This window comes from Streptomyces caniferus (genome assembly GCF_009811555.1).
GTDB classification, from domain to species: domain Bacteria; phylum Actinomycetota; class Actinomycetes; order Streptomycetales; family Streptomycetaceae; genus Streptomyces; species Streptomyces caniferus.
Genome location: NZ_BLIN01000005.1, coordinates 1,653,249 through 1,666,243, shown reverse-complemented (window position 1 = coordinate 1,666,243; position 12,995 = coordinate 1,653,249). Strand labels below are relative to the sequence as shown.

At 71.0% G+C, this 12,995-nt stretch carries 11 protein-coding genes; 9 read left to right on the top strand and 2 right to left on the bottom strand.

All coding sequences use genetic code 11. From position 1 onward, the window contains the following. Positions 1–148 precede the first annotated feature (148 nt). Positions 149–790, top strand: a complete 642-nt coding sequence (locus tag Scani_RS23910) for a vitamin K epoxide reductase family protein (RefSeq protein WP_159479712.1) — start codon at positions 149–151, stop codon at positions 788–790. Between the two features lie 83 nt (positions 791–873). After that, positions 874–2,244, top strand: a complete 1,371-nt coding sequence (locus Scani_RS23905; RefSeq protein WP_159479711.1) for a replication-associated recombination protein A — start codon at positions 874–876, stop codon at positions 2,242–2,244. A 130-nt stretch (positions 2,245–2,374) separates the two neighbouring features. On the opposite strand, the gene Scani_RS23900 is transcribed toward Scani_RS23905, so the two are convergent. Then, positions 2,375–3,127, bottom strand: a complete 753-nt coding sequence (locus Scani_RS23900) for a DUF2470 domain-containing protein (protein WP_159479709.1) — start codon at positions 3,125–3,127, stop codon at positions 2,375–2,377. A 182-nt stretch (positions 3,128–3,309) separates the two neighbouring features. Here Scani_RS23900 and rpsD point away from each other — a divergent pair, with 182 nt between their 5' ends. Then, positions 3,310–3,921, top strand: a complete 612-nt coding sequence (rpsD, locus tag Scani_RS23895; protein ID WP_030987289.1) for a 30S ribosomal protein S4 — start codon at positions 3,310–3,312, stop codon at positions 3,919–3,921. A 26-nt stretch (positions 3,922–3,947) separates the two neighbouring features. On the opposite strand, the gene Scani_RS23890 is transcribed toward rpsD, so the two are convergent. Then, positions 3,948–6,221 (bottom strand): ATP-binding protein, encoded by a 2,274-nt coding sequence (locus Scani_RS23890; RefSeq protein WP_159479707.1) that lies wholly within the window; start codon positions 6,219–6,221, stop codon positions 3,948–3,950. A 192-nt stretch (positions 6,222–6,413) separates the two neighbouring features. On the opposite strand from Scani_RS23890, the gene Scani_RS23885 reads away from it, so the two are divergent. The 6 genes from Scani_RS23885 (at position 6,414) to Scani_RS23860 (ending at position 12,983) form a co-directional block, all read left to right on the top strand. Next, a complete protein-coding gene (locus Scani_RS23885) occupies positions 6,414–6,860 on the top strand; it encodes a DUF948 domain-containing protein (RefSeq protein WP_246296127.1) in 447 nt (148 codons plus the stop codon). A gap of 8 nt (positions 6,861–6,868) precedes the next feature. Then, positions 6,869–7,213 carry a DUF6167 family protein gene (locus Scani_RS23880; protein ID WP_159479705.1) on the top strand — a complete coding sequence of 115 codons (345 nt, stop codon included), beginning with the start codon at positions 6,869–6,871 and terminating at the stop codon, positions 7,211–7,213. Continuing rightward, positions 7,213–9,882, top strand: coding sequence for an alanine--tRNA ligase (alaS, locus tag Scani_RS23875; RefSeq protein ID WP_159479703.1), 2,670 nt, complete (start codon positions 7,213–7,215; stop codon positions 9,880–9,882). Before Scani_RS23880 ends, alaS begins: the two co-directional genes overlap by 1 nt. 14 nt (positions 9,883–9,896) lie before the next feature. After that, complete coding sequence (gene ruvX / locus Scani_RS23870) at positions 9,897–10,361, top strand: Holliday junction resolvase RuvX (protein WP_159482340.1); 465 nt, start codon at positions 9,897–9,899, stop codon at positions 10,359–10,361. 127 nt (positions 10,362–10,488) lie between these two features. After that, a complete protein-coding gene (gene mltG / locus Scani_RS23865; RefSeq protein WP_159479701.1) occupies positions 10,489–12,159 on the top strand; it encodes an endolytic transglycosylase MltG in 1,671 nt (556 codons plus the stop codon). Further along, entirely contained in the window at positions 12,156–12,983 is an 828-nt protein-coding gene (locus tag Scani_RS23860; RefSeq protein ID WP_159479699.1) for a shikimate dehydrogenase, read from the top strand. The genes mltG and Scani_RS23860 overlap by 4 nt, the downstream gene beginning before the upstream one ends. Positions 12,984–12,995 lie beyond the last annotated feature (12 nt).

Genomic DNA, 12,995 nt, shown 5'->3' with positions numbered 1-12,995 from the left:
CAACCTGAGAGAACCCTGTGTACAGAGGGTTCGTCTTTATGTTCATCGCACAGCGGGTCATGGTGGAGTTGGGGCAGAATGAACGGCGGTGCCGTGCTCGCGGACCGCTTGCTCAGCCCATCTGCCCAGGGATCGACGGAACGGCGATATGACGACGACAGCGCTTGACGACGTGTCCACCGACGACGACCACGCGAACGGCGCGGGCACCATCGGTTCCGGCCGCGGCCTCGCGCTGCTCCTGGTCATCACCGGCGCGCTGGGCATCCTCGCGGCCTGGATCATCACCCTGGACAAGTTCGAGCTGCTGAAGGACCCGAGCTTCAAGCCCGCCTGCAGTCTCAACCCGATCATCTCCTGCACCAACGTCATGCAGAGCAAGCAGGCGGAAGTCTTCGGCTTCCCGAACCCGATGGCCGGACTGGTCGGCTTCGGCGTGGTCATCGCGATCGGCATGGCCCTGCTGGCCGGCGCCCGCTTCCGCCGCTGGTACTGGATCGGCCTGAACATCGGCACCGGCCTCGCCGCGGTCTTCTGCATGTGGCTGATGTCCCAGTCGCTGTACAGCATCAACTCGCTGTGCCTGTGGTGCACGCTGACCTGGTGCGTCACCATCCTGATGTTCTGGTACACCACCGCGCACAACATCAAGCACGGCATCATCCCGGCTCCCGAGGGGCTGCGCGGCGTGGTGGTGGAGTTCCACTGGGTCGTGCCCGTGCTCTGGTACGGCGTGATCGCGGTGCTGATCCTCACCAAGTGGTGGTCGTTCTGGAGCACGCTGATCTAGCCACCTCCGCGCACCCACCGCACGCCCCGGCCGCCGCAACGGTGCCCGGGGCGTTGTCAGTGGGGTGACATAGGCTCGTGGACGTGGAGCCCGACCTGTTCACCGCCGCTGCCGAAGACCGTCAGGAGAAGGACCCCGCGGGGTCCCCGCTCGCCGTGCGGATGCGTCCGCGCACCCTCGACGAAGTCGTGGGCCAGCAGCATCTCCTCAAGCCGGGATCGCCGTTGCGCCGGCTGGTCGGTGAGGGCAACGGAGGGCCGGCGGGGCCGTCGTCGGTGTTCCTGTGGGGTCCGCCGGGCATCGGCAAGACGACCCTCGCGTACGTCGTCAGCCAGGCGACGAACAAGCGCTTCGTGGAGCTCTCCGCGATCACGGCGGGCGTCAAGGAGGTCCGCGCGGTGATCGACGGCGCCCGGCGCGCCTCGGGCGGCTTCGGCAAGGAGACCGTGCTCTTCCTGGACGAGATCCACCGCTTCAGCAAGGCCCAGCAGGATTCCCTGCTGCCCGCCGTGGAGAACCGCTGGGTCACCCTGATCGCCGCGACGACCGAGAATCCGTACTTCTCGGTGATCTCGCCGCTGCTGTCCCGCTCCCTGCTGCTGACCCTCGAACCTCTCACGGACGACGATCTGCGCGGGCTGCTGCGCCGCGCGCTGACCGATGCGCGCGGGCTGGCGGGCGCGGTCACCCTCCCCGAGGACACCGAGGGGCATCTGCTGCGGATCGCCGGCGGCGACGCCCGGCGGGCGCTGACGGCCCTGGAGGCCGGTGCCGGCTCCGCGCTGGCCAAGGGGGAGAAGGAGGTCACCCTCCGGACGCTGGAGGAGTCCGTCGACCGGGCCGCGGTGAAGTACGACCGGGACGGCGACCAGCACTACGACGTCGCCAGCGCGCTGATCAAGTCCATCCGGGGCTCGGACGTCGATGCCGCGCTGCATTACCTCGCGCGCATGATCGAGGCGGGGGAGGACCCGCGCTTCATCGCCCGCCGGCTGATGATCTCGGCGAGCGAGGACATCGGCCTGGCCGATCCGACGGCCCTGCAGACCGCGGTGGCCGCCGCCCAGGCCGTGGCGATGATCGGCTTCCCGGAGGCCCGGATCACGCTGAGCCAGGCCACCATCGCGCTCGCCCTGGCCCCGAAGTCGAACGCCGCCTATATGGCGATCGACGCCGCCCTGGCGGACGTCCGGGCCGGTCAGGCGGGCGCGGTACCGCCGCATCTGCGCGACAGTCATTACAAGGGCGCACAGAAGCTCGGCCACGGCCAGGGCTATCAGTACCCGCACGACCTCCCGGGCGGTATCGCGGCCCAGCAGTACGCGCCTGACGAGGTGCACGGCAAGCGGTACTACGAGCCCACCCGCCACGGTGCGGAGGCGCGCTACGCCGACGTGGTCGAGCGCGTCCGCGTCCGCCTGCGCTCGGCCTCCGGCGAGGGTGCCGCCGAATAGCGGCCGCCGGGCCGGCCCGGTCCGGCCTGGGGCGTGCGAACAGGGACGGCGGGAGTGCCGGCCGGGGGCTCCCGACCGGGCGGAGCGCCCGAAGGCCGGCTGGTCCCCGGACTCCCGCTCCGCCGCTGCCCTACTCCGCCGCCGCCTCGAAGAGCAGATGCATCGCCCGGCGCAGCTCCGTCACGTCCCGTACGGGCTCGGGGAAGTCGAACCGCGCGTCGAAGGACCGCTGCTCGGCGTCCGTGAAGCGGACCCGCAGCCCGAAGCGGTCCAGGCCCACCGGCACCGCCCGGTCGCGCAGTCCGCAGGCCTGCCCGCGGTCGCCCAGCAGGGCACACAGCCCGCGCACCTGCTCGCTGTGCGCCGTGTGCAGATGCTGCAGCAGCTCCGCCTCGTGGGCCGCCAGCGGGTCGGGGGCCACGGCGGCGAACTCGTCGGGCTCGACGGGTTCGGCGCCCCACAGATCATCCACCGCGCCCTCGCCGACCTCCAGGCGCAGCATCATCCAGGCGGTCCGCCCGTACAGGCCCGGTCCCGGGTCCGGCTGCAGCGCCTCTCCGATGCCGAGCAGCTCGCCGACCGGGTGCCGCTCCGCGAGCAGCATCGCCGCCTCGGCGCGCTGCTCATTGCGTACGGGGGTCAGCCAGCCGGCCACCCAGGCCCGTCCGCGGATGCGATGAGGCACCGAAACGGGCGCGACGTCCGTGATCTCCATCACGGCTGTGACGTCGTCGTCCTGTGCGTGTGCGGCCGCCCGAGCCGCCGCAGAGTCCCCTGGAACCAGCAACAGCACGTCTCCACCGGGTGTCACGGTGCGGCAGACGGGAGCCGAGAGACCGGATTCGTCGGGGTCCTCCACGCCGGGGACACTCAAAGACGCCATACCATTGGACTCGACGAGGGTTCGTACGCGCTCGGCGGCAGTGGGCCGCTGGGCGTCTTCCACGGGACGCGGCTGACCCGCCTCGGTGCGGTGTGCACTGGGCAGGGGGATCCCAGGTCGAAACATGCGTTCTCCTCGCGCTAAGGTAAGCCTCACCTAACTTACACGGAGGTCCGTTCCACGTGAACCAGTCGCGTCCCAAGGTCAAGAAGTCCCGCGCGCTCGGCATTGCGCTGACGCCGAAGGCCGTCAAGTACTTCGAGGCCCGTCCCTACCCGCCCGGCGAGCACGGCCGTGGCCGCAAGCAGAGCAGTGACTACAAGGTCCGTCTGCTCGAGAAGCAGCGCCTGCGCGCGCAGTACGACATCAGCGAGCGCCAGATGGCGCGTGCCTACGACCGCGCTCGGAAGGTCGAAGGCAAGACCGGCGAAGCGCTGATCATCGAGCTTGAGCGCCGTCTGGACGCGCTCGTCCTGCGGTCGGGCATCGCCCGCACCATCTACCAGGCCCGCCAGATGGTCGTCCACGGCCACATCTCGGTGAACGACCGCAAGGTCGACAAGCCGTCCTTCCGCGTCCGCCCCGGCGACGTCGTGATGGTCCGCGAGCGCAGCCGCGAGAAGCACCCCTTCCAGGTCGCCCGCGAGGGTGGCTACGACACCGACGGTGAGACCCCGCGCTACCTCGAGGTCAACCTGCCGGCTCTGGCGTTCCGTCTCGACCGGGACCCGAACCGCAAGGAGATCCCGGTGATCTGCGACGAGCAGCTCGTCGTCGAGTACTACGCCCGCTAAGCACCACCGCAGGCGCAGCACCACGCTCAGCCCGCCGTCTCCCCGCCGCTCGCGGAGGGGGAGGCGGCGGGCTCGTTCGTGTCCGGTGCCGCGAGCCGCACCGTGGGCCGCTGGGCGGGCAGCCGGCCGGCGGGCCGGAGGATCCGGGCCACCGCCGCGTCCAGGCCGAGCCGCTCACCCGCGCGCCGGAAGTGCTCGTAGCGCTCGGCTCCCAGCCGCTCGCGCGCCTGCTCCTCGCAGCGGGCGTGCGGCTGGTTGAAGTGGCGCGAGCCGAACAGCGGCAGCCCCACCGACGGCCAGATCCGCCCGGCCGCCCCCTGCAGCACCGCCGCCTCCTCCGCATCGCCCTCGCCGAGCGTCACCAGCGCCAGCAGCTCGATCGCCAGCACCGCACCCAGCAGATCGTGGAAGGTGTGGTCGATGGCCAGGCACTCCTCCAGCAGCCCACGGGCCCGCTCGCCGTCGCCGCGGGTCCAGGCGGCGAAGGCCAGGACGTACTGGGCGTACGCCAGCGTCCAGCGCTCGCCGTGCTCCTCGCAGACCTCCATGACCTCCTCGCACAGCCGCACCGCGTCCGCCAGGCCGCCCTGGAAAGCCAACGCCATCGCCAGCTCGACCTGCCCCATCAGCACATTGCTGTTGAGCTCGCCGATCTCCCGGTAGCGCAGCAGGGCCGCGCGCAGCAGCTTCTCGGCCCGCGGCAGGTCGTCGGAGACCAGTGCCAGACAGCCGGTGCGGTGCAGCGCATAGGCGGCGGCCGTGGCGTTGCCGGTCCGCTCGGCTCCGTCGCGGCACTCCTGCAGGGCCCCCAGCGCGCCGACGGTGTCCCCCTGGATCACCGCGACATAGCCGGCCACCCACAGCGCCTTCAGCCGTGCCTCGTCGTGGTTGCTCTCCAGTTCCAGGGCCCGGTCCAGCCAGTGCCGGCCCTCGGAGAGCCGGCCGCAGCCCACCCAGTAGAACCACAGGGTGCCCGCCAGATACTGGCCGAGGTGCGTCTCCGTGGGGCTTTCCAGGCTCTGTTCCAGCGCCACCCGCAGATTGGGCAGCTCGGCCTCGATCCGGGCCGCGATCTCCGCCTGCCGGGAGCTGAACCAGTCCAGTTCGCACCAGGTGGCCAGCCCCAGATACCAGTCACGGTGCCGGCGCCGCAGCCGGTCGCCGTCGGGGGTCGCCGCCAGCCAGCCCGCACCGTAGGCCCTTACGGTGTCCAGCATCCGGTAGCGCACCCCGCTCGCGGTCTCCTCGCGCACCAGTACCGACTGGGTGACCAACTCCGCGAGGACGTCGAGGAGTTCACCGGCCGGCAGCTCCGGGCCCGAGCAGACATATTCGACCGCCTCCAGGTCGAACTGCCCGGCGAAGACCGACAGCCGGGCCCACAGCAGCCGTTCCCCGGGCGTGCACAGCTCATGGCTCCAGCCGATCGCCGTCCGCAGGGTCTGGTGGCGGGGTGGCGGCCCGCCCTGCGCGGGAGCGTCTCCCGGTTCGAGCGGAGCCGGGAGCGGAGGAGGGGCCGCGGGTTCGGCGGAACACCGCGGGCGGGTGCCGGTCAGCAGCCGGAAGCGGTCGTCGAGCCGGTGCAGCACCTGGGACACGGACAGGGCGCGCAGCCGGCCGGCGGCCAGCTCCAGGGCGAGCGGAATGCGGTCGAGACGGTCGCAGAGCTCGGTGACCACCGGCTCGTCGGAGGGTTCGACGGTGAACCCGGCGACGACGCAGGCGGCGCGGTCGGCGAACAGGGCGGTGGCATCGGCGGTGTTCATCGGCGGCAGCGGCATGTTCCGCTCGCCGTCGAGCCCGAGCGGCCGCCGGCCGGCGGCCAGGACCCGCAGCCCGGGGGCGCGGCGCAGCAACTGCCCGGTCAGCTCGGCGCAGGCGTCGACCAGGTGCTCGTAGCCGTCCAGGACCAGGAGCAGTTCGCGGTCGGCGAGGTGGTCGCAGAGCGCGGCGCGCACCGGGCGGCCGCTGTGGTCGGCCACCCCCAGTGCCTCGGCGACCGCGTGGTCCAGGAGGTGCGGCTCGCGCAGGGCGGCCAGCTCGACCAGCCACGCCCCGTCGCAGAAGCGATCCTGCAAGATCGCTGCGCCCTGGCGGGCAAGCCGCGATTTGCCGATGCCGCCGAGGCCGGTGAGCGTCACCAGCCGGGCGGATTCCAGCTGTCGCGCCAGGGCGGCCAGTTCGTCGTGGCGCCCGATGAAGCCGTTGAGCTCCGCGGGAAGGTTCCCGGGCCGCTCCGGCGTCCGCAGATGCATCGGGGAAGGGCGGAAGACAGGGCCGGGGCGCGTGAGGCGTCGCATGGCACACGGAGCGTACTCGGCAGGATGCGCACCGTACAATCACGCCTCCGGATTCCTCCGGCGCCGGCTGCGCCGCACGGGGAACGGGGTACGGACGGACAGTCACGGCGCGATAAGGTCGAGGTTGCCGTTCGAGCGGGACAGCCGAGCGGGAACGAGCCCAGACCAAACCAGTCGGAGAGTGGTGCCAACGTGTCCGGTGGAGAGGTGGCCGGGATCCTCGTGGCCGTCTTCTGGGCCATCCTTGTGTCGTTCCTCGCCCTCGTGCTGGTGAGACTCGCGCAGACCCTCAAGGCGACCACCAAGATGGTGGCCGAGGTGTCCGAACAAGCCGTGCCGCTCCTCGCCGACGCCTCCGCGACCGTCCGCTCCGCGCACACCCAGCTGGCCCGCGTCGACGCCATCGCCGCCGACGTCCAGGAGGTCACCGCCAACGCCTCCGCGCTCTCCTCGACCGTGTCCTCCGCCTTCGGGGGCCCGCTGGTCAAGGTGGCGGCGTTCGGCTACGGCGTGCGCAGCGCGATCGGCAAGAAGGGCGAGGCAGCCCCCGCCGCGCGCGCACAGCGCACCGTCGTCCCCGGCCGCATCCTGCCCGGCGCCCGCCGCGGCGGGCGCCGCAACCGTCGCTCCAAGGACTGATCACAGCGATGTTCCGCCGCGCATTCTGGTTCACCACCGGCGCCGCCGCCGGCGTGTGGGCCACCAACAAGGTCCACCGCAAGCTGCGCAAGCTGCAGCCCGACAGTCTCGCCGCCCAGGCCGCGGACAAGGCCGTCGAGACCGGACACCGGCTGCGCCAATTTGCATTGGACGTACGGACCGGAATGTCGGACCGTGAAGAGCAGTTGCACGAGGCACTGGGCCTCGGCGAGACGGGCGAGGTGCGCGAGCTGCCCGCCCCGCGCCGCGCGGTGCTCGAACCGCAGTACCGCACCACGAGAACAACCGGACACACCGGTCTGACCGGACCGACTGGAAATGAGGACCACTGATGGAGTCGGCTGAAATCCGCCGCCGCTGGCTGCGCTTCTTCGAAGAGCGTGGGCACACCGTCGTGCCGTCGGCGTCGCTCATCGCGGACGACCCGACGCTGCTGCTCGTCAACGCGGGCATGGTCCCCTTCAAGCCGTACTTCCTCGGCGAGGTCAAGCCGCCCGCTCCGCGCGCCACCAGCGTCCAGAAGTGCGTCCGCACGCCGGACATCGAAGAGGTCGGCAAGACCACCCGGCACGGCACGTTCTTCCAGATGTGCGGCAACTTCTCCTTCGGCGACTACTTCAAGGAAGGCGCCATCAAGCACGCCTGGGAGCTGCTGACCGGCTCGCAGGCCGACGGCGGCTACGGGCTCGACCCGGAGAAGCTCTGGATCACCGTCTACCTCGACGACGACGAGGCCGAGCGCATCTGGCACGAGGTGGTCGGGGTGCCCAAGGAGCGCATCCAGCGCCTGGGCAAGACCGAGAACTACTGGTCCATGGGCGTCCCGGGCCCGTGCGGTCCGTGCTCCGAGATCAACTACGACCGCGGTCCGGACTTCGGCGTCGAGGGCGGCCCGGCCGTCAACGACGAGCGGTACGTGGAGATCTGGAACCTGGTCTTCATGCAGTACGAGCGGGGTGCGGGCACGGGCAAGGAGGACTTCGAGATCCTCGGCGAGCTGCCCAGCAAGAACATCGACACCGGCCTCGGCCTCGAGCGCCTGGCGATGATCCTGCAGGACGTCCCGAACATGTACGAGACGGACACCCTCCGTGTCGTCATCGACAAGGCCACCGAGCTCTCCGGCGTCCACTACGGCGACTCGCACGACTCCGACGTCTCGCTGCGCGTCGTCGCCGACCACATCCGTACGTCCACGATGCTCATCGGCGACGGCGTCACCCCCGGCAACGAGGGCCGCGGCTACGTCCTGCGCCGCATCATGCGCCGCGCCATCCGCAACATGCGCCTGCTCGGTGCCGGCGGGCTGGTCATCGGCGAGCTGATGGACGTGGTCATCAAGACCATGGGCCAGCAGTACCCGGAGCTGCTGGAGGACCGCCGCCGCATCGAGACGGTCGCCCTCGCCGAGGAGGCCGCCTTCGTCAAGACGCTGAAGGCCGGCACCAACATCCTCGACAGCGCCGTCACCGACACCAAGTCCTCCGGCGGCACGGTCCTGCCCGGCGACAAGGCCTTCCTGCTCCACGACACCTGGGGCTTCCCGATCGACCTCACCCTCGAAATGGCCGCCGAACAGGGCCTTTCGGTGGACGAGGACGGCTTCCGCCGCCTGATGAAGGAGCAGCGGGACCGCGCCAAGGCCGACGCCCAGGCCAAGAAGAGCGGCCACGCCGACCTGTCCGCCTACCGCGAGGTCGCCGACAAGTCCGGCGCCACGGAGTTCACCGGCTACGGCGCCACCGAGGGCGAGTCCACCGTCGTGGGTCTGCTGGTCAACGGTGCCCCGGCGCCCGCCGCCCACGAGGGCGACGAGGTCGAGGTCGTCCTGGACCGCACCCCCTTCTACGCCGAGGGCGGCGGCCAGCTCGCCGACACCGGCCGGATCAAGCTGGACTCCGGCGCCGTCGTCGAGGTCCGCGACGTCCAGCAGCCGGTGCCCGGCGTCACGGTCCACAAGGGCGTCGTCCAGGTCGGCGAGGTGGTGCTCGGCTCCGCCGCGTACGCCGCCATCGACGTCACCCGCCGGCGGGCCATCGCCCGCGCCCACAGTGCCACCCACCTCACCCACCAGGCGCTGCGCGACGCCCTCGGCCCGACGGCCGCCCAGGCCGGTTCGGAGAACTCCCCGGGCCGCTTCCGCTTCGACTTCGGCTCGCCGGCCGCCGTGCCCGGCACGGTGCTGACCGACGTCGAGCAGAAGATCAACGATGTGCTCGCCCGTGAGCTCGACGTCCACGCCGAGGTCATGAGCATGGACGACGCCAAGAAGCAGGGCGCCATCGCCGAGTTCGGCGAGAAGTACGGCGACCGCGTCCGCGTGGTCACCATCGGCGACTTCTCCAAGGAGCTGTGCGGCGGCACCCACGTCCACAACACCGCCCAGCTGGGTCTGGTGAAGCTGCTCGGCGAGTCCTCCATCGGCTCCGGCGTACGCCGCGTCGAGGCGCTCGTCGGTGTGGACGCCTACAAGTTCCTGGCCCGTGAGCACACCGTCGTCTCCCAGCTCACCGAGCTGGTCAAGGGACGCCCGGAAGAGCTGCCGGAGAAGATCTCCGGCGTCCTGGCCAAGCTGAAGGACGCCGAGAAGGAGATCGAGAAGTTCCGCGCGGAGAAGGTGCTGCAGGCCGCCGCCGGACTGGCCGAGGGCGCCAAGGACGTCCGCGGTGTGGCTCTGGCCGCCGGCCAGGTCCCGGACGGCACCTCCGCCGACGATCTGCGCAAGCTGGTGCTCGACGTCCGCGGCCGGATCCAGGGCGGCCGCGCCGCGGTCGTGGCGCTGTTCACGGTCGCCAACGGCCGCCCGGTGACGGTCATCGCCACCAACGAGGCCGCCCGCGAGCGCGGCATCAAGGCCGGTGACCTGGTCCGTACCGCCGCCAAGACGCTCGGCGGCGGTGGCGGCGGCAAGCCGGACGTCGCCCAGGGCGGCGGCCAGAACGCCGCCGCGGTGCCCGAGGCCATCGAGGCCGTCGAGCGCCTCGTCGCCGAGGCGGCCTGACGCGCGTGAGTGAGATGCGACGCGGACGGCGTATCGCGGTGGATGTCGGGGACGCCCGCATCGGGGTCGCCTCGTGCGACCCCGACGGGGTCCTCGCGACCCCCGTCGAGACCGTGCCGGGACGTGACGTCCCGGCCGCGCACCGCCGGCTCCGTGCGATCGTCGCGGAGTACGAGCCGCTCGAGGTCGTGGTCGGCCTGCCCCGCTCCCTGAATGGGGGAGAGGGGCCGGCCGCGGCCAAGGTCCGGGCCTTCGCCCAGGAGCTGGCCCGGAACATCGCACCCGTAGGGGTCCGGCTGGTCGATGAGCGGATGTCGACGGTCACCGCGACCCAGGGCCTGCGGGCCTCGGGCGTGCGCAGCAAGAAGGGCCGCTCGGTGGTCGACCAGGCGGCCGCGGTGGTGATCCTGCAGAGCGCGCTGGAGACCGAACGCAGCTCGGGGGCACCCCCGGGAGAGAGCGTCGAAGTGGTCATCTGATCGCGGTACGGTAACGTTCCGCGCGATGTGCGGCGTTCGAACAGCCGCGCGTGCAAGTAGAGGCGGGTCGGATACCGCAAGCGCGCTGCCGGTCCGGAGCGCACCGCCTCTCGGCTCTAGGGGATCGATGACCGAGTATGGCCGGGGCTACGGCTCCGAACCGTGGCATCCCGAGGACCCGCTCTACGGCGAGCAGGGTTCCTCCAGAGGCCAGGCGCAGCAGCCGCCGTGGGACGGACAGCAGGCCGCCCGGTATCCCCAGCAGCAGGACCCGTATGCCCAGCAGCAGTACAACGGGGGCTGGGACGGTACGCAGGGCGGGCAGCTGCCGTACGACCCGTACGACCCCTACGGGCAGCAGCCGCCGGTCGACCCGTACAGCGGAACGAGCCCGGACTACTACGCCACGCCCGACGCCTATCCGCCGCCCCAGCCCCAGCACCTGCAGCAGCAGGCGCAACAGCAGCAGATGCAGCAGCAACAGCAGTACCAGCAGCCGCATCCGCAGCAGCAGGGCCCGTATCCGCCGCAGGCGGAGCCGCACTACGACGAGCACGACGGCCCCGGTGACGACTGGCGGGCCGACCCCGAGCCCCGTGAGCCGGAGCCGGAGCACGCGTTCTTCGCGGGCGACGGCGGGGACGACGACCACGACGACAACGACCCCCGCGAGGCGCGCCGGGCCGGCCGCGAGCGCCGCGGCAAGAAGAACAAGCGGCGCAGCGGTACCGCCTGCCTGGTCGTCGCGCTGGTCTTCGCCGGAGCCGTGGGCGCGGTCGGCTACTTCGGCTACGACTTCTTCATGGCCCACTTCGGATCGGCCCCCGACTACGAGGGGGAGGGGTCCGGCGAGATCCAGGTCGACATTCCGGACGGTTCGACGCTCTCGGAAATGGGGCAGATCCTCCAGCGCGAGGGCGTCATCAAGAGCCCCGGAGCCTTTACCGAGGCGGCCGGCGAGAACAAGAAGGCGAACAGCATGCAGCCGGGGACGTACACGCTGCGCAAGCAGATGTCGGGCGCCGCGGCCATCGAACTGATGCTGGACCCCAAGAGCCGTAACGGCCTCACGATCCGTGAGGGGCTGCGGGCCGCCGACGTCTACAAACTCATCGACCAAAAGCTGCACCTCAAGACGGGGACGACCAAGGGCGTCGCCAAGCGCGACGCCAAGAACCTCGGGCTGCCGTCGTGGGCGAACGACTCCTCGAAGATGAAGGACCCGCTGGAGGGCTTCCTCTATCCGTCGACGTACAGCGTCGGCGGAAAGGTGAAGCCGGCCGAGGTCCTGAAGCAGATGGTGGCGAGGGCGAACCAGGTCTATACGAAATACGACCTGGAAGGGAATGCCCGCAAGCTCAAGCTCGACTCGCCGATGCAGCTGCTCACCGTCGCCAGCCTCACGCAGGCCGAGGGCAAGTACAAGCACGACTTCGTCAAGGTCGCGCGCGTCGTCTACAACCGTCTCAAGCCGAACAACACCGAGACGTACGGCCTGCTGGACTTCGACTCGACGGTGAACTACGCGAAGTCCCAGAGCACGCTGGACACCGGATCCGTCGACAACCTGCGGAATTTCAACGATCCCTACAACACCTACAAGTTCAAGGGACTGCCGCCGGGCCCGATCGGCAATCCGGGTGAGGTGGCGCTCAAGTCGGCCATCGACCCGGCCAAGGGCGACTGGTACTACTTCGTCTCGATCAACCCGGAAAAGACGCTGTTCGCCGAGACGAACGAACAGCACGAGCGCAACCGGCGCATCTACGAAAAGGAACAAGAGAAGAACAAGCAATGAGCGCCACCCGTCGAGCCGCGGTGCTCGGCTCCCCGATTGCCCATTCCCTTTCGCCGGTGCTGCACCGCGCCGCTTACCGGGAACTGGGGCTGAGCGACTGGACGTACGACCGCCACGAGGTCGACGAGGCGGCGCTGCCCGCCTTCATGGAGCGCCTGGATGCCACCTGGGCGGGCCTCTCGCTGACCATGCCGCTCAAGCGGGCGGTGATCCCGTTGCTCGACGAGATCAGCCCCACCGCGGCCTCGGTCGAGGCGGTGAACACCGTCGTCCTCACCGCCGACGGACGACGTCTCGGCGACAACACCGACATCCCGGGCATGCTCGCCGCACTGCGCGAGCGCGGGGTGCGGCAGGTCGAGCGGGCGTCGGTGCTGGGCGCCGGCGCCACCGCCTCCTCGGCGCTCGCCGCGCTCTCGCGCATCTGCACCGGTGAGGTCACCGCGTACGTCCGCAGCCGGGCGCGCGCCGACGAGATGCGGGGCTGGGGGGAGCGGCTGGGCGTCACGGTCCGCACCGCCGCCTGGGAGGACGCCGGCGCGGCGTTCGAGGCGCCGCTGACCATCGCCACCACCCCAGCGGGGACCGCCGACGCGCTCGCCGCCGCCGTCCCCGAGCGGCCCGGCACGCTCTTCGACGTCCTCTACGAGCCCTGGCCGACGACGCTGGCCACCGCCTGGGCCGCCCGCGGTGGCGCCGTGGTGGGCGGCCTGGACCTGCTGGTGCACCAGGCCGTACTCCAGGTGGAGCAGATGACGGGGCGGTCTCCGGCGCCCCTGGCCGCGATGCGCACGGCCGGCGAGGCGGCGCTCGCCGCCCGCTGACCCGTCCGGTCC

Excerpts from the sequence above, each read along its gene's own strand:
- alaS (WP_159479703.1), top strand. The coding sequence starts at position 7,213 with ATGGAGTCGGCTGAAATCCGCCGCCGCTGGCTGCGCTTCTTCGAAGAG.
- ruvX (WP_159482340.1), top strand. The coding sequence starts at position 9,897 with ATGCGACGCGGACGGCGTATCGCGGTGGATGTCGGGGACGCCCGCATC.
- Scani_RS23900 (WP_159479709.1), bottom strand. The coding sequence starts at position 3,127 with ATGGCGTCTTTGAGTGTCCCCGGCGTGGAGGACCCCGACGAATCCGGT.
- Scani_RS23880 (WP_159479705.1), top strand. The coding sequence starts at position 6,869 with ATGTTCCGCCGCGCATTCTGGTTCACCACCGGCGCCGCCGCCGGCGTG.
- mltG (WP_159479701.1), top strand. The coding sequence starts at position 10,489 with ATGACCGAGTATGGCCGGGGCTACGGCTCCGAACCGTGGCATCCCGAG.
- Scani_RS23910 (WP_159479712.1), top strand. The coding sequence starts at position 149 with ATGACGACGACAGCGCTTGACGACGTGTCCACCGACGACGACCACGCG.
- Scani_RS23860 (WP_159479699.1), top strand. The coding sequence starts at position 12,156 with ATGAGCGCCACCCGTCGAGCCGCGGTGCTCGGCTCCCCGATTGCCCAT.
- Scani_RS23890 (WP_159479707.1), bottom strand. The coding sequence starts at position 6,221 with ATGCGACGCCTCACGCGCCCCGGCCCTGTCTTCCGCCCTTCCCCGATG.